The following is a 25,710-nucleotide window of genomic DNA, read 5'->3' on the forward strand; positions in this document are numbered from 1 at the left end:
ACATAAAGGCTATACATGCTCGGCAGATCAATAATATATCTATCTTTTTTATCAAAGGGGCTCTAGAAGAATGAACAACGACATCATTTGGGGATACATTGCGGTAGGGTTAATCGCTATTGTCGCGCTATCTTTACTGATTATAAAAAAATGGCGTTTTATCAAAGCAGCAGAAGCGGAAAAGCAGTCTCAAGAAAAAATAAAGCAACAGAAAAGAGAGGACGCCATTGAGAGCATCAAAATTATTGCCTTGTGTATGATAGAGGAGCAGGTAGAAACATCTGAAGGCTGTATTCGTATTAAAGTTCTGCTAGACCATGTTGCCCCCGAGCTTCACGATCAGGCACCTTTTAGCATTTTTTCCGTCATGTATGATGCCACTGAACATATGCCGACACATGGAGCAAGAAAAAGCGCCGATAAGGCGCTCATTCGCAAGCTAGATATTGAGCGTTTTGAGCTAGAGAGAGTCCATAAAGACGCCATTATCGAAGCATCTAAAGCGATTCGAGATTACGATTTTTGATATAAAACCGTTATATCAAAGCGGTTAACTTTCTAACATGCCAGCCATTTTCAAAATTTCATCTTTGGCCTCAATCAAGTCTTTGATGACTTCTTTAGCTTCTTCTGGGTCTAACTGCAAACGCTCATACAGCTCATCAGGTATCGGTTGTGCGGGGCCGACCCATAGACCACTTTCGCTTAATAAATTACGCGCGATAAACAGAATATTGGCAAACTCTGAATTTACCCCCTCAAATGCACTGTTCTTCTGATGCCTCAACGCCACAATGACTTCTTCTGGCATATTCCACACCGCCATTAGTTTACTACCCACCTGCTCTCGGGTAATACCTAACAAAAAGTGCTCAACGTATGAAGCGTCAACATGCGGGTTGGCCTCGATATAGCGGCATATTAATGAGAAGTGCGGGGGAAATACGTGTGCTAATACCAAGTAACCAAAGTTATGCAACAACCCCGAAAGATACGCCAGCCCAAACCCTGGGCGGTGCTCCCTTGGGATTATGTTAATGAGCGCTCCTGTTGCAGTTGCCATCCACATAGACTGTTGCCAATATGGCTCGTAACCTTCTGGCTGCTCTTTAGGTAACATGAGCGTTCGTCCTAGCGCCAAGCCCATCGATAAATTCATTACCAAATCAAAGCCTAATACCCGCATAATCGCATCATGAACGGATTTTATTTTTCCAGGGGCAGAATAAAATGAAGAAGAAGCCCAACTGACTACTTGAGCAGACAAACTAGGGTCTGACTCTACGATATCAGCCAAATCATTAATACCCGCTTCAGGGTCGACTCTAAGGTGAATGATTTTTTGTGCAGTCTGAGGCAGTGGTGGCACTTCTAATGTGTCTTCCAAGCGCTGCTGAATTCTGAGATAAGTAAACTTCTTAATGGCATCATTGATTTGCTCGAGATCTTGAGATGTATTGCTACGATTGAGGTTAATGCTTGCAATAGGAACAGAAAAAGACTCTCGTTTAGCTTCGGCTAATAGACCGGAAAACACATCCTGGTCTAACTTGATCATTTTTCCTTCTACGCCTGACTCCAAAAAGACCACATCCATAGACAGTACAGACTCATCAACAACCGCAGGTAAGCCTGTAATACCTGGCAAAGCTGGAATAGTACTCAAGCTATATTTTACCCTGAGAGTATCTAAGTCATTGGGCGCTAACGCTACCAAATCGCGACCTAAACGAGCATTTAACCTATCTACATCAAGTAGACAGTTCGCGGGGAAAATAACCTGCATTCGCCCAAGCACATCATGCATTAACACCATGTTAACGACTTTATCTTGCGGCGCCTGCTGCGGCTCCACTAATGTTAACTGTGCGGTATCTGCCGCAGAAGCAGGGTCTGAGTTGTTATTTTCAATTATATTGCTAACTGCACTAGGTATCATGGTGTCTTTTGCTCTCGCACTTGCCGTAAGTAATGGTTCTTTTTATATCCTATCAACCAACTATAGCTAAACCGCGCCATATTGCACACTATTGCCTAGCCAACGCTCGATCAATGCATCAACCAGTTGATCATTCCCCATCAGCGTTGGCGCAAGCGCCTTAACCTCTGGCAGCCAGGCCTTGTCTCGCTCTAACTCAACCAACCTAAATTGCATTAAGCCGGTCTGTCTTGTACCTAGCACTTCACCGGGCCCTCGAAGCTCAAGATCTTTTTCAGCAATGACAAAACCATTATTACTTTCACGCATCACCGTTAGGCGCTCTTTACCGTTTTGAGACAATGGAGGGTGGTACATCAAAACACAATAACTCGCGGTATCACCCCGCCCGACTCGGCCTCTTAGCTGATGCAGCTGAGCCAAACCTAAGCGCTCTGGGTTCTCAATAATAATCAATGAAGCATTGGGCACGTCTACACCCACTTCTATTACTGTGGTTGCAACCAAAAGGTCTAGATGCCCCTCTTTAAAGGCCTCCATTACCGCTGATTTTTCATTGGCTTTCATCCGACCATGCACTAGCCCTATTTTTAAGTCAGACAGCTGCTCGGTCAGCGTTGCAGCGGTCACTTCAGCCGCTTGGCACTGTAGAGCCTCCGACTCTTCAACCAAGGTGCACACCCAATATGCTTGCCGTCCTTCAAGGCAGGCTTCTCGAACTCGGCTAATGACTTGTTCGCGACGAGCATCAGAAATAACAACAGTTTCAATCGGCTGCCTGCCCGGCGGAAGCTCATCAATCACCGAGGTATCTAGGTCAGCATAAGCACTCATGGCCAGCGTTCTTGGGATCGGGGTCGCCGTCATAATAAGCTGATGAGGCACAAAACCACCACGTGCGCCCTTATCCTTTAACGCCAAACGTTGGTGCACGCCAAAACGGTGTTGCTCATCAATCACTACTAAGGCTAACTTGTGAAACATCACCTCAGACTGAAACAAGGCATGAGTGCCAATCACAATACTCGCCTCGCCTGATGCAATTCGCCCCAACGCCTCCGCACGCGCCTTGCCTTTTGTTTTACCCGACAACCAAGCCATTGATATACCGAGAGATTCAAACCACTGTTTAAAGTTTATCCAGTGCTGTTCGGCGAGTATTTCTGTCGGCGCCATTATTGCAACTTGACTGTGATTTCCAACCGCATGCGCTGCCGCGATCGCCGCGACAACTGTTTTACCTGACCCCACATCGCCTTGTACCAATCGCAGCATTGGAATCGTTTTCTGTATATCTGTTTTTATTTCATTTGCTACATGTTGTTGCGCACCCGTTAACGTAAAAGGTAAGGGGTCTAACAGTGCCGCTTCTAGCGCCTGAACAGTAGGTAGAGGTATCGCTTGATGAGACTGCATCTCGCGCCTCAATCTCAGTAGACTAAAATGATGCGCCAGTAACTCTTCAAAAATAAGCCGCTGCTGACAAGCATGAGCGCCTTCTATCAGTTGATGCTGATTAGCGTCTACAGGCGGGTGATGCAAAAAACGAATAGCCTCATTGATGTTAAGAAACTGGTAGTTGCTGCGAATAGATTCAGGAATCCAGTCTCTTATCTCATAACGATCAAGCCACCCAAGTGCTTGTTGGCATAAACTGCGAATACGGTTTTGTTGAATCCCTTCAGTGAGCGGATAAACCGGCGTTAACATATCATCAACTGGGGTTAATGCGTCATCTGAAACTAATTTATACTCGGGGTGATAGATTTCAAGGCCTGCACGCCCGCGCCTTACTTCGCCAAAACAACGTAATCGAACGCCTTCTGACATTTGTTGCTTTTGTGCCGCATTAAAGTGAAAAAAGCGCAGTACAATCAAACCGCTACCATCTCGTAGTGTCACTTGCAAGCTACGCCTACGTCCCATGACTACCTTGTTGTCGGTCACCTCACCTTCAATAACACCTTGATCACCCACCCGAAGACTGACTATCGGCAAAATGCGGGTACGGTCTTGATAACGATGAGGCAGATGAAACAACAAGTCTTGTATCGACACGATACCAAGTTTAGCTAGCGTTGCAGCCAAACTCGCACCCACGCCTTTTAACGCGGTTACTGAAACGTCATCGAGTGTGGCCATCTACTCATCCTTGATTGACAGCACGGCACTGCCCTGCGGCCATCGCCACAATATCAATCGCTTTTGGTCGAGGAAACGTCACTCGCCAAGCAAGCCCCACGGTGCGGAAAGGCACAGGGTCAACAAACGGCCGAGTTTCTAGCATATCGCTGCCATAGTGGTCGACAGCCGCTGCCGATAGAGGCAGTACCGTAATTCCTAAGCCTGACGCGACCATGTGACGAATCGTTTCAATTGAGCTGCCTTCAGTAATTAATTTTGCCCCCCCCTCATTCGATTGAGCTGAGGCATTCACCGCATTCATCAATTCAGGGCAACTTTCAAGCACCTGATCTCGAAAGCAATTTCCTGGCCCCAATAACAGTAGGTTATCACTCAATAGCTGCTTACTATTCAACTCATCAAACTCGGTTAACGGATGTCCTTTCGGCAACAAAACCACAAAAGGTTCATCGTACAAAGGCATCGTCACCACCTCAGGCTCGTCAAACGGTAGGGCGACAACAATAACATCTAAACTAGAGTCTCTGAGCTTTTCACTCAGCACCTTGGTATAGTTTTCTTCTATATACAACGGCATAGACGGTGCCGAGCGGCGCAACTCAGGCATCAAGTGCGGGAATAAATAGGGGCCAATTGTATAAATGGCTCCAACACGAAGCGGTGCCGTTAGCTGATTTTTACCCTCTTGAGCAATATCTTTAATCATCCGAGCCTGATCAAGCACTTTCTGAGACTGCAAAACAAGCTTTTGACCCAGCTCAGTCACAGTAATATGACCTTTGCTTCGCTCAAATAGCGTAACGCCGAGCTCTTCTTCAAGCTTTTTAACGGCCACACTGAGTGTCGGTTGGCTGACGAAACACTTTTCTGCCGCTTTACCGAAGTGCTTTTCTGACGCTAATGTGACAATATATTTGAGTTCTGTGAGTGTCATAATCCTGTACATTATGAGGCTATTGGTGGCTTCAAGGATAATTCCAGAACCTAACAAGTGCAATGGAGAATAAGCGAATGCCCCATAATATTGTGATTGCTGGATGCGGTAAGATCGGACTTAAACTCGCATTAGCCTTAGCCCCGCAAAATAAGGTCTATGGTTTAAAGAGAAACGCCGCTCAATTACCCCCTACGATCACCGGCATTTCAGCGGATATAACAAACCCAACCAGCTTACGAGATCAGCTCCCTTCGCCTGTAGACTATGTCGTTTACTGCTTAACCGCTAGCCAATTTAATGATGAGACCTACCGACAAATATACATCGAAGGCTTACGTAACCTGATAAATGAGCTAGAGCGATCATCTCTGACACCTAAGCGCCTTTTCTTCGTATCTAGCAGCAGTGTCTATCAACAAGATAATGACCAATGGGTCGATGAAGAAACACCCGTTGAGCCTTCTCGATTTTCAGGCATGCGGTTATTAGAAGCTGAGAAAATCGCGCTTGATTGCCCAATCCCAGCGACGAATGTGCGCTTTTCAGGCATTTACGGTGGAAACAGAACACGCTTACTTGAGCAAGTTAAAAGCGGCACCATCAAGTCTAACGCAACCGCCTATACCAATAGAATTCATGAAGATGATTGCGTGCTCGTTCTTAAACACTTGATTGAGAACGATATGAAAGGTGAACATATTGCTGATTGCTATCTAGCCAGTGACTCTGAGCCTGTACGCATGAACGATTTAATCAGTTGGATGAGCGAAGAATTTAGTAACACTCATTCGTCTGAAACACCTAAAGAACAGCAGACCAACACGCAACCACCCAGTACCGCTGGCAAAAGTCAACGAAGAGCCGGTAGCAAGCGTTGTAGTAATAAACGTTTGATAGCGAGTGGATATAAATTTAAGTATCCGACATTTAGAGAGGGTTACAGTGAGATGATTGGACTCCCGCCTGCGCGGGAGTGACTGTTAAGGCAGCCTATTTAACAAACGAAATTAGCTAATCACCATTACGGCGTCCATTTCGACTTCAGAGCCTTTAGGCAATCCAGCGACTTCTACTGCAGCTCTTGCGGGGTAAGGCTCTTGAAAGTAAGTCGCCATGACCTCATTAACGGTCGCAAAGTTACCAAGATCCGTTAAAAAGATATTCAGTTTAACGATATCTTTTAACTCACCACCTGCCGCTCTACACACTGCTTGAAGGTTGTCGAATACACGGCGAATCTGAACCGCGATATCACCTTCAACTAACGCCATGGTTTCAGGGTCAAGTGGAATCTGTCCTGACAAATAAACTGTCTGTCCTACTTTTACTGCCTGTGAGTAGGTTCCAATCGCTTTTGGTGCGTCATCGGTATGGATAATGGATTTATTGCTCATAGTGCGTCCTAAAATCGTTTTTCGTTATCTCTAATTATTAATTTTTAACTCGGGAAATACTGATTACCGCTTTCATATTTCTAATACGTCGCATCAGGCGTGCTAGGTGTCGTCTTCCCTGAACATGAACAACTAAACTGATGACACTCAAATGTGAATTTTGTTCTTCAACATTAATTTTTTCTATATTGGCATCAGCTATGGTCACGGCAGAGGCTATTTCAGCAATGATACCTCGGTGACGCTCAAGCGCTACTTTAAGCTCGACAGAGAACTCATCAGTAATATCTTTCGCCCAGTCCAGAGCCATTCTACCGCCTTGCTCCTTGCTATCCTGCTGCTCACTGTCTTTGAGGCTCAGTTTGCTACAGTTCTCAGCATGAATCATCATACCATTGCCTCGCCCCATAACACCTACAATAGGGTCTCCTGGGATAGGTTTACAGCATTGAGCAAAACTTACCAATAAGCCTTCTGCCCCTTTAATAGTGAGGCTAGTTTTATCTTCATCTTCCGCTTGTGAAACCTCAAGCTCAGTCTGGTCTCCTTCTAGTAGAACCAGTTGTCGAGCAACAATATACGACATCCGGCTCCCTAGCCCGATTTCTTCTAATATATCGTCAAAGCTACTGACTTTATTATGTTTAACTACACGGTTAATCTGATCTTGAGGTATATCTGCTAGCGCTTTACCAAAACTATTGAGCGACTTTCTTAGCAGCAATCGACCTAGCTCTGCTGACTCGCTCTGTTTCTGTTCTTTTAAGAAGTGACGAATACCACTTTTCGCCTTACCGGTAACCACAAAATTAAGCCAAGACATACTGGGCTTAGCTCCAGGCGCGGTGATAATTTCTATCGTTTGCCCGCTTTGAAGCGGCACACTTAATGGCGATAATATTTTGTTAATGCGGCAGGCGACACAGGCGTTACCTACATCGGTATGAATGCTATACGCAAAGTCAACAGGGGTTGCACCGGCCGGTAACTCTAAAATTTTACCTTTTGGTGTGAAGACATAAATCTCATCAGGGAACAGGTCAATTTTAACGTCTTCAATGAATTCCATTGAATCGTCAGCCCGCTCCCTCATCTCCATTAGACCTTTCATCCAGCGTTCGACTCTCACTTGGTTTGCCGCCGCCACATCTGGTGAACTTGATTTATATAGCCAATGAGCCGCAATTCCGTTATTGGCTAACGCTTCCATTTCACTGGTTCTGATTTGGATCTCGATATTTACGTGCAAGCCAAATAATGTGGTATGTAGCGACTGGTAACCGTTCGCTTTTGGCATAGCGATATAGTCTTTAAATCGACCCGGCATCGGCTTATATAAACTATGGACCGCACCGAGAATTCGATAACAACTATCCTCATTATCCGTCACGATACGGAAGGCATAAACATCCATGATTTCATGAAAGGATTTATGCTTATACTTCATTTTTTGGTAGATGCTATTAAGGTGCTTTTCGCGTCCAATAATAACGCCTGCTAGGTCTCTATCTGAAAGCTTGTCTTCTAACCGTCGTTTAATCTCACCAATAATCTCTTGGTGGTTACCCCTAAGGTTCTGAACCGCCTTACGGATATATTTTGCCCGCATCGGGTACAGCGCAGCAAAGCCAAGGTCTTCTAGCTCTATACGAATACTGTTAATACCGAGCCGATTAGCAATAGGGGCGTAGATATCGAGGGTTTCAGTGGCAATTCGACGGCGCTTCTCGGGGTTTAATGGTCCAAGTGTTCGCATATTATGAAGGCGATCAGCCAACTTCACCAAAATAACACGTATGTCTTTGGCCATTGCCAATGTCATTTTTCTGAAGTTTTCTGCTTGTGCTTCTGCCTTGGACTTAAACTCAATTTGAGTAAGCTTACTCACGCCATCGACTAATTCGGCAACCACATCGCCAAACTGAGCGGCTAACTCTTCTTTAGCGACATCAGTGTCTTCAATAACATCATGAAGCAACGCGGCCATGAGTGTTTGCGGGTCCATGCGAAGACCTGCCAGAATTTTAGCAACCGCTAAGGGGTGAATAATATAGGGTTCGCCGCTGCGTCGGTACTGGCCTTCATGGGCTTTTTCGGCACAGATATAAGCCTGCCTAACCAGATTGACTGCCTGATCATCCAGATATTCTTTCAATCCTTCAGTAAAAGCATCAATATCTGGCACGCAGTCTCCCGCCCTTTGGGCTCAATAATAAGCGAATAACAACACCCGAAAACCGTCTAAGATACAGGTTCCTGCAGTATAAACTCTTAATTTTCAGAGCTTTACGAGGCGATACCCGATAAGAACAACCTTCGAAGTATTTAATTGAGGGTTTACCTATAAAATAATCTCTATTTAAGAACTATATCGACTTGAGATCAATACATCCAGACAAAAAAACCCGAATGGGAAACATTCAGGTTTTTTAGGCGGATAAGGTAGTGAAGGCTATCGCCGCACTACCTAATTTTCAATTGAAATTAGTCGACAGGGTTATCTTCAAGAATCGACTTATCAATAAAACCTGCAGCAATTTCTCTTAAAGCAACGACTGTTGGCTTATCGTTTTCCCACTCGACCATAGGGTCTTTACCACCCGTTGCGAGCTGACGAGCTCTTTTTGTAGAAACCATAATCAATTCAAAGCGATTCTCTACATTCTCTAGACAATCTTCTACAGTTACTCTTGCCATCAGGGGACCCCAGTTAAAATACGTAATTACTAAAACTTAACGGGGCAGTTTACCTAACTATTCCCAGTTATGACAATAGATCCTGCAAAATTGAGGTAATTTCTTCTTTTTTCGCCTCAATACGCACCCTTCTAGCGCGAAGTATGCTTTTCAAGTCATCTAATGCCACATCAAACTGATCGTTAACGATTAAGTAATCGAACTCGGCATAATGACTTGTCTCACTAGCCGCTTCTTTCATTCTACCGCCAATAATTTCAGCTGAGTCTTGCCCTCTTCCGTCAAGTCGCTCCTGCAATGCTTGTTTACTAGGCGGTACGATAAAAATACTTAACGCTTCGGGCATTAAACGTCTCACTTGCTGAGCGCCCTGCCAATCAATTTCTAAAATAACATCTCGACCTGCTTGAAGCGTACGCTCAACCCATGACTGCGAGGTGCCGTAATAATTACCAAAGACCTCGGCATGCTCCAGAAAATCACTATTTTTGACCATTTCCAAAAATAGATCCTTGGTCACGAAGTTATAATTAACCCCGTCTTCTTCACCTGGACGCATGTCGCGCGTCGTGTGGGATACCGACACCAAAACCTTTGAATCAGCATCCGTTAACGCCTTCACCAAACTGGTTTTACCTGCCCCTGATGGTGCAGATACTATATATAATGTCCCGCGCCCTTGGGTATTAATCTCAGTCATACTTAATCCCATTAATTCTTTTCATTAGCTGTAGTCTTTATGCCGCGTTCAATTAACAGTACGACCCATTACGCTATTGTAGTAAGAATGCGGCATAGCCTCAATATTTGCAGTCATGGGGCGTTAAAATAAAGGTATAGTACGCGTCACCACTATATTGATATGAGAAAACCCAGTATGACCGACTCAATAGCAGAGGCAATGGCCAAAAACCATTCATTTTGGCAATACAAATACGGCCCCTACACCGCTAATAACCCGTTACCAAAAGGCCATTATCAGGCGGATGTCGTTATCGTTGGCGCAGGTTTTACTGGGCTAACGGCGGCACGAGAGGTCATGAGAGACTCACCTGGTAAAAGAGTGATGGTGCTCGATGCCAACGAAGTCGGTTTTGGCGCATCAGGCCGTAATGGTGGGTTTAATATGACCTTATTTGGTATGGAGCCAGAGACAACGGTGATGCGTTGGGGCAAAAAGAAGGCAAAAGAAGCTCAACGCTATATGCAGCAGGCTGTCGCGTATGTTCACAATCTGATTGAAAGCGAGAACCTAAACTCTGACTACGAACACACTGGAATGTGGCGGGTTGCCTATACTGACAACCAAGCTAAACGATTGAAAAAAACCTACGCATTACTATCAGATATCGCCAAACCCAATAGCTATGAGTTCTACGATCAAAGCAAAGTAAGCGAAAAACTCAATGCACCTCAGGTAAAGTCCGCCATCTATGAACCTGAAACCGGCATACTTGACCCTTGCAAACATGTTCGAGCACTCAAACAACTCGCGGAAGACGCAGGCGCTGATGTTTTTGAAAACACACTTGTTATTGATATCCGCAAAAGTATTAACGGCACATTCATTAAAACCAACCAAGCCTTAATAAAAACAAAAAAATTAATACTCGCCACCAATGCTTGGTCTCATACCTTGACAGGCCCAAAAAAAATACAAAACCGCCAACGACCCGCATGGACCTACCAAATAGTCTCAGAACCCCTGACCGACGAAGAATGGAAAACCCTCGGTTGGCAAGACAGAATGTCTATCGAAGATAATCGACAGTTCGTCCACTATTTGCGAGTTACAACGTGCGGCAGAATCACCATAGGCGGAGGCGATATAGGTTATGAATACGACAAAGACATGAATAGATGGCATGACCCTAATATCTGGCAAGCCCTTGAGGCTCATTTCCGTTGGCTGTTCCCTACCCTGAAACGCAAAAAGATCGATTATCAATGGGGCGGCGCGATTTCTGTGAATTTTGATATGACACCAGAAATTGGATTTATCGGAGATAACGACATCATTTACTCAACGGGCTGCATTGGCCATGGCGTATCTTTAACGCAACTGAATGGCCGTTTGATTGCCGACTTGGTTTCAGGTATTGGCAGTGATCTCAGTAAATTTTGGATTGTTAATCGCAATGCGGTGCCTGTTCCGCCTGGAAACTTATTGCCGTATTTGGGGGTGAAAGCCGTTGTAGGGGCGTTTAAAGGAGTTGATTGGTATGAGGAGAGAGGGAAAGGAGAAACGTAGCGCACGAGAAAAAGCCCTACACTTACAGTCAGCTAACAGGGCTTTTTAGTCGTTTTGGTTCGGATAAAGGCTTATTCGATATTCTGTACCTGCTCTCTCATCTGCTCAATCAACACTTTAAGCTCAACCGCTGCTTTAGTGGTGTCAGTCACGATAGACTTAGAAGACAGCGTATTTGCTTCGCGATTCAGTTCTTGCATCAAGAAATCAAGACGACGCCCTATCGCCCCTTTTTTATTGAGCACCGAGCGTACTTCTTTTACATGAGCATCAAGACGATCTAGCTCTTCTGCAACGTCTGTTTTTTGCGCTAGCATCACCATTTCTTGCTCTACTCTAGCTGCATCAAGTTCTAACTTGGCGTCTTCGAAACGGGCTTGAATATTCTCACGCTGAGCTGCAAGAATTGCAGGAAGTCTATCTCTAACATCTGTGACAATCGCACTGGTGGCATCTAGCCGCTGATCGAACAAGGGCTTTAGCTGCTCACCTTCTCGGGTGCGGGTATCCACTAGGTTTTTTAACGCGATATCAAAAGACGCTAACGCGGCCTGCTTCAGTGGAGCTGCATCAACTTGTGCAGTTTGCATAACACCCGGCCATTGCAGCAGATCAAGCGCGTTAAGGTGTGCAGGGTTATCCAGTATTCGGTTTATTTGATTAGCCGCTTGATTAATATCTTTGACTAACTCTAAGTTCAAATCGAGGCCTTGACCCGTTTTTTCGGCTGGCTGCCAACGCAATGCGCATTCAACCTTACCTCGATTAAGATGCTTGCGCAGACCTTCCCTTAGGTTTGGCTCTATCTCTCTTAAGTTTTCGGGTAGTTTAAAGTGCGGTTCAAGATAGCGATGATTAACCGACCTGATCTCCCAGGTTAATGTACCCCAATCACCCTGCGACGCCTCACGGGCAAATGCTGTCATACTTTGAATCATTAATTGCTCCTAAAACCACTTACATTCAGTTACTCGTCGTTATCGACCATTTAAAACTGATTCTACCCAGTTCACCAACAGAAACCCACCTCTATTGTTTTTGTGCCATAGCGAGCATTACTACATCTGGTTTAATTTTTTCATCATTTAACGGCGTTAAATGTTAAAATGTGCGTCAGATTTAATATTACCCCTATCGAAGCCTGCTAAATCAATGGCTATCGATATCCATCTTCTATTTTAGGAAACCACGAATGAGACCTAGCGGACGCGCGCCAGAACAAGCCAGAGACATCAAAATCACCCGTCATTACACCAAACACGCTGAAGGCTCAGTATTAATTGAATTTGGTGATACTAAAGTGATTTGTACCGCCAGTATCGATGAGTCGGTACCTCGCTTTCTTAGAGGGCAAGGAAAAGGCTGGGTAACAGCTGAATACGGTATGCTGCCACGTTCAACCGGCTCTCGCATGTCTAGAGAAGCCGCCCGCGGTAAACAAACAGGCAGAACCGTTGAGATACAGCGTCTTATTGGTCGCTCTTTAAGAGCCGCCGTTGACCTAGAAGCTTTAGGTGAAAGACAAATTTCAATCGATTGCGATGTTATTCAGGCTGACGGCGGCACTCGAACCGCATCTATCACTGGTGCTTGTGTTGCATTAGCCGATGCCCTTAACAACCTAGTAGAAAAAGGTAAGCTAAAACAATCACCCTTGAAGCAGATGATTGGCGCTATTTCTGTGGGTATTTATGAAGGAAGCCCTGTATTGGATCTTGATTACCCAGAAGACTCCGCGGCTGAGACTGACATGAATGTTGTGATGACGGATAAAGGCGGGTTTATTGAGATTCAAGGCACTGCAGAAGGCGAGTCATTTAATCAGGATGAGTTTGACGCCATGCTGAAGCTGGCTAGAAAAGGCATTGATGAGCTGTTTGAACTTCAACAAGCGGCTTTGAACTCGTAACGTTGACGGCAGAAGTAATTAAAGGGGAGGCGTCTTCCCTTTTTTACTGAACCACACATATCGATCTAGCACATGTACCATTGGCGGAAACAGAATCATCATTAAGACGCCAACAGCAACCTTTCCACCAAAACCCTCCGATATTTGAGCGACCCAGCTACCAGGGAGGGTATGCACAGAAGTGAACATTAACATTTGCATAAAGACTAGCAAGGATGCAGATAATATCTCGCTTGCAGTCAATGCGTTAGTAAAGTTTCCATTTATGTTTTTGGGCTTCATGAATTTTCGAAGTAGCTTTATTAAAACAAACGAAACTGTGACAAGCATAAAGGCAGATACAAGAAAAAAACCTACAGCCACTTTAATATCCATAACTGTAAACCCATAGCCATTATTTTTTACAGCGTAACAAGCAGTATAAATAAAAATATAGATACGAGCACCTGTCAATTCTGACAGTTATAAACACTTATTTATTCCTGTAAGCTCATTCCTTGCCCCACAATTACTCATATAAAAATAGCCCATAGTAGAGATATACATGAATTGGGAATATAAAACCGTTCGCTTTGATAAAAGAAAGTTTGTTACCGGTGCCTTTGATGTCGCCTTATTGAACGAAAAATTAAACACCTACGGGGAACAAGGCTGGGAGCTGGTTAGTTTTGAAACTAAACAAGCGACATTTGGACAGGATATTGGTGCCCTTGCCATTTTTAAGCGAGTGAAATAAATAAGTGGTAAGCACTAATAAAAGCCTTAATGTTTCCAGAAAATCAGTACATCGCGTCGCCATACCCACAGTGATAGCCTCTACTATTTTAGCTATTGGTGCATCGACTTATCACTGGAGTCTGTTTTTTATTTTGTCGATAGGCAGCGATGTTGTTTTTGCCAGAGTTTATTATTACCTAGCCAACAACCTGCTCATCACGAAAGATAATGTAGCCAACTTTAACCGACAGCTTATAGGGATTCAGATAGCTTTTTGGTTAGCCATTGCCTTAATTATTGTTTTTTCAGTTTGACCATTTATAGGAAAGTCGAGGAAGTATGATGCGTTTATTTTTATTAATTTCAACCTTGGTTATTTCATCTTGCACGACACAGCATGTGATAGACATCAATCAATACCCAGACTTTGATTCTCAAACGATCACGCAATCTAACCTTCCAGAATTCAAAGTAGGAAAAATACCCGACCTAACCTATTGCCAAGCAGATTTTAGTTGCGCATCTTCAAGCATATCAACTGTATTAAAACGAAAATTTGGAATAAAAATATCAGAATTAGAAGTCATGTCTGGACTCTTTAATAACGGTGAAAAAGATATAATCGCAGAGAGGTATGGTTTTTCTCTACTTGATATGAAGTTATATGTAGACAACCTAGGTTATCAGGGAAACGGCTTTATGCTAGATAGAAAAGACTTCATTCAGATATTTAAAGGCTCTGATCAGATTACCAAGTTTCCGATTATTATCCCCCTCAACTATACAGGCATTAGGCGTTTTGCCGTTTTAAGCGGGGGAAACACCGTTTACGCATTAATTGATGACCCTGCCTATGGTCGCTATAAAATAAAGCACAATGATTTTTTTGACATTCTTGATGAGGAGGTAATATTTACAATTGATAAAGAGTCAGAATAATAAAGTTCTGCACTAAGCAAAAAATATTAATATAACAGCAAGCTGTATCACAACTTGCTGTTCATTGCGCCATTCTATACAAAAACAGGAACAACCCAGCAAATAGCGAGACTCCCACAATCATTAGAAGCATCAAGTTTTTTGACTGGAGCAGTGATTTCACAAAAGCCACTTCAGATAAAGAATCCCATAAATCTAACATCAGTGCTTTTACTTTTTTTGGAACCATCAACCATCAACCATCAACCAAGACAAGACTATCTCTATCTACAACACCTGCCAGACGCTTTAAGGCAATCACATTACTAACATAACTATACGTTGCATCAATTAAAGTACGCTTTGCCAGAAACATCGCTTTTTGAGCCTGCAATACATCCACCGCATTTCTAATGCCCATTCGATACCCAGCTTTTACAGCCTTTAAGGCTTCTTCCTGAGAGTTCACGGTCAACTTTAACATACTCACGGTCTCCACATCGGCATAAATAGTTCGGAACAATGTTGTCGTGTTTTGCTCAACTTCCCGAATCTTATCCAGATATTTTGTTCTTGCTTCATCCACTCGTAATGACGCCTCGCGACTTCGGGAGCTAACGGCCCCACCCTGAAATAATTTCATATTAAGATTTAAAGAAATAGCCGAAGTTTCAGACAATGCCTTACCACGCCCGCCGGCAGCGGTATCATCAGCAAAATAAGACGCAGAAACACTGACCGTTGGCAGATACTCAGACCTTGCTGCATTTTTATTTTCTTTTGCTGCAGCAATATCAATGTCAGCCACTTTTAATTCTGCATTATTTTGTAACGCTAACGTTTTCCATGACTGCTCATTGGAAGGTTTTATTTCTTCAACGCTAAGTTGGTCATACACCCTTTGAACCTCTATATCAGCTCGTCCTGTTAAGCCAATTAGCACTTCAAGCTGAGCTTGCAAGCGGTTATTAGCCTGAATAATTCTCACTCTAATACGATCGAGAGCCGCTTTAACCTCATAAACATCCGTCATATTAACCAAGCCCGCTTCAAAATGACGCTGTAGTTGTTCAGATTGTTTTTTAACAGCCCGTTTCTCTGCTTTCAAACTGGTTAACTCATTCATCTCACGCAAAACATTAAAATAGCTTTTTGTTACTCGAACCATTAAATCCTGCTCAACGATCACCTGTTCCCACTCTTGTCGATTAAAAAGCGCCTGTCCTTGTTTATAGCGGTACCATTTTTGAGGGTCAAATATCGGCTGATCAAGCTCTGCAGAATAACTATAGGCATTATAGTCATTAGAGACACCTCCCGTTACTGGCACGGGAAGCCCCCCCGAACTCAATACATTGCCTAAAAAAACATCTTCGTTTGAAGTATAAACTTTACGCGTATTACCACTAACAGATAGTGTGGGTAGTAACGCAGCTCTCGACTGAGGCAACACATCTTTCGCTGCCAGAATAGCAAGCGTCTGAGACTTAAATTCGGGGTCATGCTGGCGTGCCATATCATAAATTTCAAGTAACGTATGGGCACTAATGTTTAGTGAGGCCGCACAGAGTAGCAGCACTAATAAAATCCTTATCATTATACAACTACCCTTCCTTGGTTTCCGGTCCTTGTGTTGCAGGCACATCCACAGAACGATTAGCCGAGGCAATCTGCTGAGTAACATCCATTAACTGTCCTTGCTCAAAAACTAATACCCTATCGGCTGATTGAATGGTTTCTGGTCGGTGAGCAATAATAATCCGTGTAATATCCAATTTTTTAACGGCTTCATTAACAAAATATTCAAGCTGTGTATCCAAGTGACTGGTCGCTTCATCCAGAAACAAAATTTTGGGTTTACGATAGAGTGCTCGCGCCAGTAATAAACGCTGCTTTTGTCCGCCAGATAAGGTCGTCCCCATATCGCCCACCAGGCTGTTATAACGCATGGGCATCGCTTCAATATCATGATGAATAGACGCTAACTGACCACAATATTCAATTCGTTCAAGATCAGGGGTAGAATCAAAAAAGCAGATATTATCTGCCACCGTGCCCGACAGAAGCTGATCATCCTGCATAACCGCGGCAACCTGAGAGCGAAAATTTCGCACACCTGAGCTATCAAGTTCTTTGCCATCAACCAACAAAGTACCGGCAGAGGCTTCAAACAAGCCCATCATCACCTTCATCAAGGTCGTTTTCCCACAGCCAGAAGGCCCGATAATCGCAACGGACTCACCCTGTGCCACACTCATGCTGACATTTTCAAAAATACAAGGCTCAGACTCAGAGTAACGATAGCTAATGCCCTTTAGCGCTAAGTTACCTTCGATAGGTTCGCTCCTAACACTCTCAAGCTCTAAGGCTTTTTCTTTTTCAGTTAACGCAATATCTGCAATACGGTTAAGGTGTAACCCCAGCATTTTGAATTCAATTAGTTTTTCAATTAGCGCTACCGTTTTATCAGTGAATTGCCCCTTGTAAGAAATAAAGGCATATAACATACCCACAGAAAACGCATTATCCAGCACTAACTGCGCACCCAGATAAATTACCAATACATTTTCCAAGCCAAATAACAGGTTATTGATGGTGCTATACGCAATGTTCACTTTACCCAAGCGAATACCGGTATTAACGACCTCGGCATAACGGTTTTGCCAAAGTGTTTGACGGTCTGCCTCGCGCCCGAAAATCTTGATACTCTGGATACCCCGAATACTTTCCATAAAGTTCGAGTCTTCTTTCGCTTTCGCAACAATGCCCTCTTCCGTTAGCTGGCGTAAAGGTCTATAGAGTGCATAACGAATGATCCCATAAATAGCCACCACCACCGTTACAACAACAGCCAAAACAGGGGCATAAATAATCATCATTACCAAGGTAGTAATTGCCATCGCCCCATCAACAATCGCCGTCACCACCCCTGTGGTTAACAGCTCCTGTACTTGGTTCAACGAACCAAAGCGAGACACCACATCACCGATATGACGTTTCTCAAAAAAGTCCATGGGCAAACGAACCAAGTGACGAAACAGGTTAACCCCCATTTGAAAACTCAGCATATTACTGATGTGCAAAATCACATAAGAACGCAGTGCATCAGTACTCAGTTTAATCAGCGCCAGTAATAAGAACCCCCATGCCAGCACCTTGAGTAAGTCTGCATCATGGCTAACAATCACCTCATCAACCACTAGCTGCATATAAAACGGGGAAATAAGCGCAAACGCTTGAAGTACAACCGAAAGCAACAAGAGTTGAATTAATCCACGCTTAAGGCCCGAAGCGTTTCGCCAGAAGTCACTCAAATGCAAGCGCTGCTGCTCTACTTTAGGCTCAAAAGATCGCGTGGGTGTTAACTCCAATGCCACACCCGTAAAGTGTTTTGACACTTCATCAAAACTCAAAACCCTTTCACCCTGAGCAGGGTCATGGATGGTTATTTTTTGATTACCAACAGACTTCAATACCACAAAGTGGTTCATATCCCAGTGCAATACCGCAGGGCGCTGTAATTTATCCATATCACCAATGTCCAGGCGAAGCGCACGAGCAGCCATACCCATTTTGTCAGAGATATCCATCAAACTCTTGAGGGTAACGCCTTTTAAAGAAATAGGGTATTTATGACGAAGGCTGGTTAAGTCTGCTTCATAACCATGATAAGCCGCCACCATAGACAAACATGCCAGACCACACTCAGCCATTTCTGTTTGCAAAGTTATCGGTAGCGTTTTTCGACCAGAAAATTTCAATAAACTTAAAGAAGCGCTCATTACAACACCCCTTGCAGGCTATACAGCGGGTCAAGAATCCATTCAACCAGCGTTCGGCTATCAACAATAATATCCGCATCCAGCAACATACCCGCCTGTAGTGGTAAGGCCTTTCCATAGGCAGAAACCGTCTGTTCATCCAACATCACAGAAATTTTATAAACAGGTTCTTGTAACCTTAAAGGTGAGGGTGCATCGGAAGGAGAAAGAATAGACTCAGTAACTTTCATCACCGTACCATCATAAATACCAAAGCGTTGATAAGGAAAGGCCTGATACTGCAACTTCACTGATTGCTCAGTAGAAATGAAGCCGATAGCACGGCTAGGTACAAACAACTCCGCCTGCAACAATGCCCCTTCAGGCAAAAGATCCAATATTGGCTTATTAGGAACCACTGCCTGCCCTGCGGTTATTTGCAAACTGGAAACCCGACCACTAACCGGCGCACGAACAATAAAGCTCCGCCGCCCGTCAATTTCAACACGCCGTCGAACCAAATCAATTTTTCGAGTTTCTAGTTCAGCAATACGCTCTGCACTGCTATCGGGCAGTTGTTCCAGTTCAAATTCAGTTGCCATTAAATCATTCTGACGACTGAGTAACTGACGGGATATATCGGCGGCCTGCTGGCGGTCTGTTAAATGCTGCTCATATTGTTCTTGGTAGCGGGTTTCAGCAACAAGGGCATCATCTGCCAGTAACTTCATCGCTTTATACTGTTTTTCTGATAACAGAAGTCGCTCTTTTTGAATACTTTGTTGTTCGATAAGTTGCTTAATTTCTCCGTGAGCTCCTTGAATACGCGCCTTTAATCGCTTTGTTTCAGAGCTTAACCGTAGCGCTTCCCGCTCAATACGTGCATCAATTACCACTTCTTCCTTATTCAATTGTTGCAGAATAACAGAATCAATATCATCGCCACTGCTTAATACCGTTTCATCAACCACGGTAAACAGTATTTGCCCTTCTTCTACCTTCTCACCTTGTTTAACATGAACCTGAGCATAAACCCCTTCTCTCGGAGCGTAGACTTTTACCAAACCAAGATCAGGGGCCAAATACCCTTTTACAGACTCTTTACGGGCATAACTTCCCATAAATAGAAGGCTTATCAATAAAATTGCAAACAAAATCGCAACGGCACTCAGCACATAATAAGAGAGCGGCTGGGAAATAATTAAATCACCCCATAAACGTTCCCGTTGGTTTTCAATCACTTCTTCCCTGAACAACGAATCAGACATAACTTCCCTATTGATTCTGTGGACAACATTCTTTGGGGGTGATTATGATTGAGAAAAGAGGGGAAGGTAACTGTCAGAAGTGACAGGTACAAAGCCTGTTACTTCTGACAGTTATTAAGCTTGAAAAATTCAAGTAGGATATTTTGGCCATCTGAGAAAGCGCGCTCAAGAATGGAATTTACTCAAAAAATTAATTAAGGATAATGACAATGAAAGAACTACGCTTGAATGAGATTGAAGATGTAAGTGGTGGAGCATGGTATGACAATGCAGCTACAGGCTTTACATGGGGTGGAATGCTCGGGACCGTTGGAGGAGCAGCCTTTACTGGGTCAACAATTGGCGCAACAAGAGGAGGTTTAATAGGAGGAGCGTTAGGTTTTTCAGCAGGCTTAGGGTACGGTATAGGCACTGTAGGCTATAATGCATTCTCTAACTGGTACTATAACTAGTTAGCTAAATTAAGGCGGGAATAGTTTTCACTCCCGCCTTCAATCCATACTAGTATTCACTCCATTCAAGGTATACCGATGACCCCTTCAACCGTTTCAAAAATAGTCGCTACAGGTGGTGTAATATCATTTTTCTTATCTATCTATAACTTTTCAGAAGATAAGCCTATTTTTGCCTGCTTCCTTTTGGGGGGGGTATTTATATCTTATATAACATTCAAAACACCCGAAATGGTACTGATAAAAAGTGCCAAAGAGTTAGATCCTTTTGTTCCTAAATTACAAAGAAACCCGTATTTCTATGCAGGCTTAGCTCTAATGGTCATTCCGGGAGTTATTTCTATCATGACTGTTTAAACACCTCGTTTTATCAACCCACTAAAAACACATTCATTACCTGTTATTTCTGACAGTTACTAACGTCCAAGTAGTCTTGCAGGATATTTACAGCCGCGCGGTTAAGCGGTGTTGTGACTCTCTCATAAATCACCTGCAAAGGACATAAATAATGAAACATCCATTTGATATGAACTCAAAACAACTACAACCCGTTACAGACTCGCTGCAAGAACTTGATAACTCTCAACTCTTGCTTATTTTGGAGGGACTTTTATAGGCGACACTTTTAACGATGGTCAAATCTGGCTCAATAATTAATAGCCAATAACCATTATTTTGATGCGATATATTTAAATCAAAATATTTCGATTTAAATATCGAGGTCAATAGAATGAAACAGCTTACGCCTAAAAATAATCAGCACCGCCTTTAAATTCAACCAAGTTATTTATCACCTGAGTTTTATCATCTGTTACCCTTCCCATATTTTTATGCTGAGAATATACAACTAGCCTACTGCTCGACTCAGCAAATAAAAACCCATGCAAGAATGCTAAGAAATCAGCCTTACTTAATTGATTAATAAATTCAATTACCCGCTCTTTCTGCAAATAAGGAGGAAAATTTAATGCTATTTGCATCCAATAGAAATCAGACCTAGCCTTAAGATTAACCTCCTTAGTTAGAAATGAACGTAAAGCATATTTAAACTGACTAAAATCGTCTTCACTTAAATTAGCAATACGTGCGTCCATACCTTTTAAAACTGATTCTAACTCTTTTTGTATTTCTAGCGCAGTCTGGTTAGGTGATTGCGCATAAATAGCAAGGCCGTCAATATTATAAGCTTGTAGAGGTGACGCGCCGACGATATAACCCATTGACTTTTCTGTACGTAATATATTAAACAACTCTGACTGCAACATGTAACCCAATAAACGAAGCGGCACAATTTCTTTAAGAGTATTGTGTGTAACCTGACTGTAAATCACTACAGCGGTATCAGGTTGATCTTCATTTAATAGTCTGAGCCAGTTAACCGATTGTGGTAACTTAATTACCTTATATGGGGGTATTACTGCGCCATTTTTGGCTATGCTTAACATGCTTTTTATCTGCCCAGCCATCCGAATGGCCATTTTCTTATCCAAATCACCGTGAGCCAAACCAGTCACCTGTAACTGAGACAAAAAACGATATTGATAGTCACGAAGGTCCTTAAGGCTAATTTGTGCCAATGCATCGTGTAATGAATGCATACTCCATGTTGAAGGGTCCAAGGTAGCTATTATTTCCCCCATAACCTTATTTATCGGCTGGCTAGCCTGGAATGCCTGATAAGACCTTTCCATTTGCCCTTTAGCAAGCACGAATTGCTGCTCAGTAAATTGATTACTCACTATTGTAGTTAACATTTTTTCTAAGAGTTCAGGCTGAGGTTTAGTCATACCAGACAGAGAAACACTAAGCCCCCGGTGAATTGGGTGAACATTATATAACACGCCAGCATCACGAAATTGGCTTGAAAGTGGCAATAATGCCTCATTAATCACTATTGAATAAAGGATATTCATAGCTGACATTTCAGCATTCATTTTTACCGTAGCAGGTTCCAGCATAAAATAGACATTGGTTTTTGGAACCAAATAGACATCATCTTGCTTGTACCACAAAGTAAATCCCTTTACCTGCTCTATCACGGCAGGGGCACGGTTTTTATTTGCTTCATGTAACGATGGCTTACTGAAGTCCGCATTATTACACCATGCAAGAGGCACCACTCCCATTATTAATACAAAGCTAAGCACTCCCTTCCAGCATTTATTAAAAACAAACATCCATTTAGTATTATCGCTCATTGTCAGCTCCGGTTAGGAAATTTAGCATTCTTACATGAGTGTACAAAAACCAGGCGCATATACCTAGCTGTCATTATTGACAGTTACAAGAATAAATATATTTCTATAACCTTTATTTTGTGCATAGATAAAAGCACATATTTAAAAAGTAACTATTATCGAAAATCTTATTGATAATTAAGGATATTTAACATGCAAGAATTAACAAATGTACAAGTAAATGAAATTTCTGGCGGCGCATTATACGCTTTAAATGATACTCAACTGAGCAATATTTGGGTTAGCTATGGACAGTTCAACTGGGCTCCTAGCTATTCATTTTCATATAACGACTATTCGTCTCCATACACATCTTACTCTAGCTCATCTTGGACTTGGTAAAGTATTATTGTGACGCTTAAAGCGTAGCTGCCCCTTTATTGGTGTAGTTGTCATTATCTACAAATAAACCATCACAAAACCTGTTACTTTTGACAGTTATTAAGCTTGAAAAATTCAAGTAGGATATTTTGGCCATCTGAGAATGCGCGCTCAAGAATGGAATTTACTCAAAAAATTAATTAAGGATAATGAAAATGAAAGAACTAAGCTTGAATGAGATTGAAGATGTAAGTGGCGGCTGGGTTGCCCCATTCTTAGTAGGGACATTCGTTTCACCATATATGTACGATGCAGTTGGTGGATTGAATGGTATAAATAATTATATCAACAAGAGTTGGATTTCAATGCAGTCATCTGTCAATTACTTGCTCAGATAAAGCCGAAAGTATATAACTTCCCAGCTATAAACGATTGGCGTAGTCAATATCTAGGTCAATCGTTTATCTATTATAAGATATCAAACTAAAGAAGATAGATTTGAATAAATTATCATTGCGTGATTTCTTTTATTTTTTGAGGGAGATATTTAAAGTTAATGCCGTACACAAAAAAATCGCTTTCGCTCTCATTCTGTGTACGGCTATTGTATTAGATGGTTCTGTAAATAACTTCCGATCTGAATGTGACTGCGGAAGCATTACACAGATTATATTTGGCGCTTTTCCTAGCTTCATTGCGGCTTACTTTGTCCCGTTAGCGTTCTTAGCTTTGCGGGGTTTTAAAGACGCGCTGAAAAACGCACTCGCGATGACCGCAGGCTTCCTCATCTATGAATTTGCTCAGCTTTTTATAATCGATACTTATTTTGATATATACGATGTTATTTCTACTCTATTAGGCTTTCTAATATTTTATTTTACTTTTTCGACCCTCAAGATTATTAATAGGTTGCGGAAGGAAAAACAAGCATTATCGTAAGTTTGTTTAAAGCATCGTTTGCCTTTATATAACCTTAAATATTAGTGAAACATATTTCGTCACCTGATATATAAAACACCCTTTAAACGTTTCAAAAATAGTCGCTACCGATAGCGTATTTTTATAACAAGGACCCCATTAACTGTTGCAAAGGAATTGATAAATTTATAAAAATAATATTCAAAACACCCGCAATGATACTGATAAAAAGCGCAAAAGAACTAGAGCCTTTTGTTCCTGAGTTGTAAGCGCTCAAACCTCAACTTCAGACAACTTAACGCCATATTTATTATTCAAAATAATTGATACAGATGCAGAAGCACAACTTGAATCAATTTTACACAGAGTGTGAGATTCAGTATTTCCTTTTTCTATTTCAGAGTAGGGTAAATTGAATTTATCATATTCAAAGTTAGTATACTGATCTTCATTTATGGCTTTCAGTGACATGCATGAAGTAAGTAGAAATGCTAAAACAACCAAGAGTACTCTCATAATTTTATTCCATTACCTATCCAATATACGCTGCATTAATAGCCAAATAACCCTACTTAATTAAAATTCTGTATGGCACATAGCCCATAACTGCATTTGCCGCATGATAATGCAGAATATGCAGTAGTCAAGAATCGCCAATTTTTACAGGAAATTAACTCGATGATTATCAAAAAATTTAAAAACCTATAACAATATACTTTTGAAACAAAGAGTTAACTATCATTAAGAACCATTACATCCTCACATTATTTTTTAGATAACTGTTCTGCTGAAGGGAATTAATCCTATCGGCAAAACAACAAACAAATCTTTAAGGAATAAAAATGAAAACGTTAAACAAGACTGATATAGAGCAAGTATCAGGCGGTGTTCTCTTACCCTTAAGCAATACCCAACTAAGCAATATCTGGGGACCTAGTTACGATTATGGTTTTAATAGTTATGTATCACCACTTAATTGGTAAAGCAGCTATGGGTTGCATGCTTTCTATATGCAACCCTCTTTTCACTCCATCCTAAACATGCAGTCTCGCTACTACTCAACAAACTCCACCTTATCCCTCAGCACAAACGATTTAATAACCCCTAAATCAATCGCTACCGCCACCGCCTGAGCTCTACTCACCACCCCTAGCTTCTTGAAAATATTCTTAACATGAAAGTTAACGGTTCGCTCTGTGATGCTTAGCACCTGACTAATATCCCAGGTACTTTTACCTTGTTTAATCCACTCTAATACGGCAATTTCTCGCTTAGATAATAGACACTGATTACCTGTGCTCCGACCAAGCTGTCGAACGGCATGAAAAAACACCGGTAACAAGCATTTTAAAACCTGCTTATCAGAAGGTTTTAATTTTTGTTCGGTGATTGAGAACTGAAAACTATAGACCACTCTTGACTCTGTTAAAGAGTCTGGCAGATCAACCTTAATAGCTTGTAAAATACCTATATGCTCATGTATTTCATAGCATGGAACCTCTCTATTTATAACCTTCTGCAGGTTGTTCAAGCAAGTTAAGCAATGAGTATCAGGTTTTTCAACATTCCAATATTCTTCTGTTGCGTGCTCAAGAAAAAACACGCCCGTTGCGGATGTTTGATAGCGGTACTTCAAGCAATAATAGTCTGATATGATATTATTTTTTTTGAGTATCCAGTAACTTGCATCACTAATTGGTATTCGTTTGTTAAGCGAATTAAGTAAACTGGCTACGCCCTCGCCCTCGCCCTCGCCCTCGCCCTCGCCCTCGCCCTCGCCCTCGCCCTCAAGGCTATCTGTAATAAATGTAGAAATAAACCCTATATCCTTATCATCAAACACTCT

25 protein-coding genes and 1 pseudogene are annotated in these 25,710 nt (G+C 42.4%); 12 read left to right on the plus strand and 14 right to left on the minus strand.

What is annotated here, in order from left to right; all coding sequences use genetic code 11:
• The first annotated feature begins 70 nt into the window (after window positions 1–70).
• Window positions 71–526 carry a DUF2489 domain-containing protein gene (locus tag NKI27_RS17965; protein ID WP_265047386.1) on the plus strand — a complete coding sequence of 152 codons (456 nt, stop codon included), beginning with the start codon at window positions 71–73 and terminating at the stop codon, window positions 524–526.
• Window positions 527–550: 24 nt separating this feature from the next.
• Here the strand turns inward: NKI27_RS17965 and NKI27_RS17970 are convergent, their stop codons facing one another.
• From NKI27_RS17970 to NKI27_RS17980, 3 genes are all read right to left on the minus strand, one after another.
• Entirely contained in the window at window positions 551–1,939 is a 1,389-nt protein-coding gene (locus tag NKI27_RS17970; RefSeq protein ID WP_265047387.1) for an aminoacyl-tRNA deacylase and HDOD domain-containing protein, read from the minus strand.
• 66 nt (window positions 1,940–2,005) lie between these two features.
• Window positions 2,006–4,081, minus strand: a complete 2,076-nt coding sequence (recG, locus tag NKI27_RS17975; RefSeq protein WP_265047388.1) for an ATP-dependent DNA helicase RecG — start codon at window positions 4,079–4,081, stop codon at window positions 2,006–2,008.
• Between the two features lie 4 nt (window positions 4,082–4,085).
• Window positions 4,086–5,018, minus strand: a complete 933-nt coding sequence (locus NKI27_RS17980; RefSeq protein WP_265047389.1) for a hydrogen peroxide-inducible genes activator — start codon at window positions 5,016–5,018, stop codon at window positions 4,086–4,088.
• Between the two features lie 77 nt (window positions 5,019–5,095).
• On the opposite strand from NKI27_RS17980, the gene NKI27_RS17985 reads away from it, so the two are divergent.
• On the plus strand, window positions 5,096–5,998 hold the full coding sequence (locus tag NKI27_RS17985; protein ID WP_265047390.1) for an NAD-dependent epimerase/dehydratase family protein: 903 nt from the start codon (window positions 5,096–5,098) through the stop codon (window positions 5,996–5,998).
• Between the two features lie 30 nt (window positions 5,999–6,028).
• Here NKI27_RS17985 and NKI27_RS17990 read toward each other — a convergent pair whose 3' ends face one another.
• The 4 genes and pseudogenes from NKI27_RS17990 to gmk form a co-directional block, all read right to left on the minus strand.
• Window positions 6,029–6,415, minus strand: coding sequence for a RidA family protein (locus NKI27_RS17990; RefSeq protein WP_265047391.1), 387 nt, complete (start codon window positions 6,413–6,415; stop codon window positions 6,029–6,031).
• 37 nt (window positions 6,416–6,452) lie between these two features.
• Window positions 6,453–8,600 (minus strand): RelA/SpoT family protein, encoded by a 2,148-nt coding sequence (locus tag NKI27_RS17995; protein ID WP_265047392.1) that lies wholly within the window; start codon window positions 8,598–8,600, stop codon window positions 6,453–6,455.
• Between the two features lie 317 nt (window positions 8,601–8,917).
• Window positions 8,918–9,112 (minus strand): annotated as a pseudogene (gene rpoZ, locus NKI27_RS18000) (DNA-directed RNA polymerase subunit omega); the annotation flags it as partial.
• 67 nt (window positions 9,113–9,179) lie between these two features.
• The gene (gene gmk, locus NKI27_RS18005) at window positions 9,180–9,812 is read right to left on the minus strand and encodes a guanylate kinase (protein WP_265047393.1); all 633 of its coding nucleotides are present in this window, start codon (window positions 9,810–9,812) and stop codon (window positions 9,180–9,182) included.
• Between the two features lie 177 nt (window positions 9,813–9,989).
• Here gmk and NKI27_RS18010 point away from each other — a divergent pair, with 177 nt between their 5' ends.
• Window positions 9,990–11,363 carry an NAD(P)/FAD-dependent oxidoreductase gene (locus NKI27_RS18010; protein ID WP_265047394.1) on the plus strand — a complete coding sequence of 458 codons (1,374 nt, stop codon included), beginning with the start codon at window positions 9,990–9,992 and terminating at the stop codon, window positions 11,361–11,363.
• 71 nt (window positions 11,364–11,434) lie between these two features.
• Here NKI27_RS18010 and NKI27_RS18015 read toward each other — a convergent pair whose 3' ends face one another.
• Complete coding sequence (locus NKI27_RS18015; RefSeq protein WP_265047395.1) at window positions 11,435–12,301, minus strand: YicC/YloC family endoribonuclease; 867 nt, start codon at window positions 12,299–12,301, stop codon at window positions 11,435–11,437.
• A 254-nt stretch (window positions 12,302–12,555) separates the two neighbouring features.
• Here NKI27_RS18015 and rph point away from each other — a divergent pair, with 254 nt between their 5' ends.
• On the plus strand, window positions 12,556–13,272 hold the full coding sequence (gene rph, locus NKI27_RS18020) for a ribonuclease PH (RefSeq protein ID WP_265047396.1): 717 nt from the start codon (window positions 12,556–12,558) through the stop codon (window positions 13,270–13,272).
• Window positions 13,273–13,290: 18 nt separating this feature from the next.
• On the opposite strand, the gene NKI27_RS18025 is transcribed toward rph, so the two are convergent.
• Entirely contained in the window at window positions 13,291–13,647 is a 357-nt protein-coding gene (locus NKI27_RS18025) for a hypothetical protein (protein ID WP_265047397.1), read from the minus strand.
• A 169-nt stretch (window positions 13,648–13,816) separates the two neighbouring features.
• Here NKI27_RS18025 and NKI27_RS18030 point away from each other — a divergent pair, with 169 nt between their 5' ends.
• The 3 genes from NKI27_RS18030 to NKI27_RS18040 are packed head-to-tail and all read left to right on the plus strand — an operon-like array spanning window position 13,817 to window position 14,928.
• The gene (locus NKI27_RS18030; protein WP_265047398.1) at window positions 13,817–14,008 is read left to right on the plus strand and encodes a DUF4177 domain-containing protein; all 192 of its coding nucleotides are present in this window, start codon (window positions 13,817–13,819) and stop codon (window positions 14,006–14,008) included.
• Between the two features lie 4 nt (window positions 14,009–14,012).
• On the plus strand, window positions 14,013–14,303 hold the full coding sequence (locus NKI27_RS18035) for a hypothetical protein (RefSeq protein WP_265047399.1): 291 nt from the start codon (window positions 14,013–14,015) through the stop codon (window positions 14,301–14,303).
• Window positions 14,304–14,328: 25 nt separating this feature from the next.
• Window positions 14,329–14,928, plus strand: coding sequence for a C39 family peptidase (locus NKI27_RS18040; protein WP_265047400.1), 600 nt, complete (start codon window positions 14,329–14,331; stop codon window positions 14,926–14,928).
• Window positions 14,929–15,163: 235 nt separating this feature from the next.
• Here the strand turns inward: NKI27_RS18040 and NKI27_RS18045 are convergent, their stop codons facing one another.
• From NKI27_RS18045 to NKI27_RS18055, 3 genes are read right to left on the minus strand one after another with little or no spacing between them, the layout of a single operon-like run.
• Window positions 15,164–16,504, minus strand: a complete 1,341-nt coding sequence (locus NKI27_RS18045; protein WP_265047401.1) for a TolC family outer membrane protein — start codon at window positions 16,502–16,504, stop codon at window positions 15,164–15,166.
• Between the two features lie 7 nt (window positions 16,505–16,511).
• Window positions 16,512–18,689: a peptidase domain-containing ABC transporter gene (locus NKI27_RS18050; protein ID WP_265047402.1), complete on the minus strand. Its 2,178-nt coding sequence runs from the start codon at window positions 18,687–18,689 to the stop codon at window positions 16,512–16,514.
• A complete protein-coding gene (locus NKI27_RS18055) occupies window positions 18,689–19,936 on the minus strand; it encodes an HlyD family efflux transporter periplasmic adaptor subunit (RefSeq protein WP_265047403.1) in 1,248 nt (415 codons plus the stop codon). Before NKI27_RS18055 ends, NKI27_RS18050 begins: the two co-directional genes overlap by 1 nt.
• Before the next feature lie 209 nt (window positions 19,937–20,145).
• On the opposite strand from NKI27_RS18055, the gene NKI27_RS18060 reads away from it, so the two are divergent.
• Entirely contained in the window at window positions 20,146–20,388 is a 243-nt protein-coding gene (locus NKI27_RS18060; protein WP_265047404.1) for a hypothetical protein, read from the plus strand.
• 78 nt (window positions 20,389–20,466) lie between these two features.
• Window positions 20,467–20,745: a hypothetical protein gene (locus NKI27_RS18065; RefSeq protein WP_265047405.1), complete on the plus strand. Its 279-nt coding sequence runs from the start codon at window positions 20,467–20,469 to the stop codon at window positions 20,743–20,745.
• Window positions 20,746–21,134: 389 nt separating this feature from the next.
• Here NKI27_RS18065 and NKI27_RS18070 read toward each other — a convergent pair whose 3' ends face one another.
• The gene (locus tag NKI27_RS18070) at window positions 21,135–22,586 is read right to left on the minus strand and encodes an insulinase family protein (RefSeq protein ID WP_265047406.1); all 1,452 of its coding nucleotides are present in this window, start codon (window positions 22,584–22,586) and stop codon (window positions 21,135–21,137) included.
• A gap of 575 nt (window positions 22,587–23,161) precedes the next feature.
• Here NKI27_RS18070 and NKI27_RS18075 point away from each other — a divergent pair.
• The 3 genes from NKI27_RS18075 to NKI27_RS18085 all read left to right on the plus strand — a co-directional run bounded on the left by NKI27_RS18075 (window position 23,162) and on the right by NKI27_RS18085 (window position 24,847).
• On the plus strand, window positions 23,162–23,344 hold the full coding sequence (locus NKI27_RS18075) for a hypothetical protein (RefSeq protein WP_265047407.1): 183 nt from the start codon (window positions 23,162–23,164) through the stop codon (window positions 23,342–23,344).
• Between the two features lie 100 nt (window positions 23,345–23,444).
• Entirely contained in the window at window positions 23,445–23,885 is a 441-nt protein-coding gene (locus tag NKI27_RS18080; protein WP_265047408.1) for a hypothetical protein, read from the plus strand.
• Window positions 23,886–24,706: 821 nt separating this feature from the next.
• Window positions 24,707–24,847 (plus strand): hypothetical protein, encoded by a 141-nt coding sequence (locus tag NKI27_RS18085; RefSeq protein ID WP_265047409.1) that lies wholly within the window; start codon window positions 24,707–24,709, stop codon window positions 24,845–24,847.
• Window positions 24,848–24,918: 71 nt separating this feature from the next.
• Here the strand turns inward: NKI27_RS18085 and NKI27_RS18090 are convergent, their stop codons facing one another.
• Window positions 24,919–25,707, minus strand: a complete 789-nt coding sequence (locus NKI27_RS18090; protein ID WP_265047410.1) for a helix-turn-helix domain-containing protein — start codon at window positions 25,705–25,707, stop codon at window positions 24,919–24,921.
• Between the last annotated feature and the right edge of the window lie 3 nt (window positions 25,708–25,710).

Source organism: Alkalimarinus alittae, from assembly GCF_026016465.1.
GTDB classification, from domain to species: Bacteria; Pseudomonadota; Gammaproteobacteria; order Pseudomonadales; family Oleiphilaceae; genus Alkalimarinus; species Alkalimarinus alittae.

Excerpts from the sequence above, each read along its gene's own strand:
- NKI27_RS17965 (WP_265047386.1), top strand. The coding sequence starts at position 71 with ATGAACAACGACATCATTTGGGGATACATTGCGGTAGGGTTAATCGCT.
- NKI27_RS17970 (WP_265047387.1), bottom strand. The coding sequence starts at position 1,939 with ATGATACCTAGTGCAGTTAGCAATATAATTGAAAATAACAACTCAGAC.
- recG (WP_265047388.1), bottom strand. The coding sequence starts at position 4,081 with ATGGCCACACTCGATGACGTTTCAGTAACCGCGTTAAAAGGCGTGGGT.
- NKI27_RS17980 (WP_265047389.1), bottom strand. The coding sequence starts at position 5,018 with ATGACACTCACAGAACTCAAATATATTGTCACATTAGCGTCAGAAAAG.
- NKI27_RS17985 (WP_265047390.1), top strand. The coding sequence starts at position 5,096 with ATGCCCCATAATATTGTGATTGCTGGATGCGGTAAGATCGGACTTAAA.
- NKI27_RS17990 (WP_265047391.1), bottom strand. The coding sequence starts at position 6,415 with ATGAGCAATAAATCCATTATCCATACCGATGACGCACCAAAAGCGATT.
- gmk (WP_265047393.1), bottom strand. The coding sequence starts at position 9,812 with ATGACTGAGATTAATACCCAAGGGCGCGGGACATTATATATAGTATCT.
- NKI27_RS18010 (WP_265047394.1), top strand. The coding sequence starts at position 9,990 with ATGACCGACTCAATAGCAGAGGCAATGGCCAAAAACCATTCATTTTGG.
- NKI27_RS18015 (WP_265047395.1), bottom strand. The coding sequence starts at position 12,301 with ATGATTCAAAGTATGACAGCATTTGCCCGTGAGGCGTCGCAGGGTGAT.
- rph (WP_265047396.1), top strand. The coding sequence starts at position 12,556 with ATGAGACCTAGCGGACGCGCGCCAGAACAAGCCAGAGACATCAAAATC.
- NKI27_RS18025 (WP_265047397.1), bottom strand. The coding sequence starts at position 13,647 with ATGGATATTAAAGTGGCTGTAGGTTTTTTTCTTGTATCTGCCTTTATG.
- NKI27_RS18030 (WP_265047398.1), top strand. The coding sequence starts at position 13,817 with ATGAATTGGGAATATAAAACCGTTCGCTTTGATAAAAGAAAGTTTGTT.
- NKI27_RS18040 (WP_265047400.1), top strand. The coding sequence starts at position 14,329 with ATGATGCGTTTATTTTTATTAATTTCAACCTTGGTTATTTCATCTTGC.
- NKI27_RS18045 (WP_265047401.1), bottom strand. The coding sequence starts at position 16,504 with ATGATAAGGATTTTATTAGTGCTGCTACTCTGTGCGGCCTCACTAAAC.
- NKI27_RS18050 (WP_265047402.1), bottom strand. The coding sequence starts at position 18,689 with ATGAGCGCTTCTTTAAGTTTATTGAAATTTTCTGGTCGAAAAACGCTA.
- NKI27_RS18055 (WP_265047403.1), bottom strand. The coding sequence starts at position 19,936 with ATGTCTGATTCGTTGTTCAGGGAAGAAGTGATTGAAAACCAACGGGAA.
- NKI27_RS18060 (WP_265047404.1), top strand. The coding sequence starts at position 20,146 with ATGAAAGAACTACGCTTGAATGAGATTGAAGATGTAAGTGGTGGAGCA.
- NKI27_RS18065 (WP_265047405.1), top strand. The coding sequence starts at position 20,467 with ATGACCCCTTCAACCGTTTCAAAAATAGTCGCTACAGGTGGTGTAATA.
- NKI27_RS18070 (WP_265047406.1), bottom strand. The coding sequence starts at position 22,586 with ATGAGCGATAATACTAAATGGATGTTTGTTTTTAATAAATGCTGGAAG.
- NKI27_RS18075 (WP_265047407.1), top strand. The coding sequence starts at position 23,162 with ATGAAAGAACTAAGCTTGAATGAGATTGAAGATGTAAGTGGCGGCTGG.
- NKI27_RS18085 (WP_265047409.1), top strand. The coding sequence starts at position 24,707 with ATGAAAACGTTAAACAAGACTGATATAGAGCAAGTATCAGGCGGTGTT.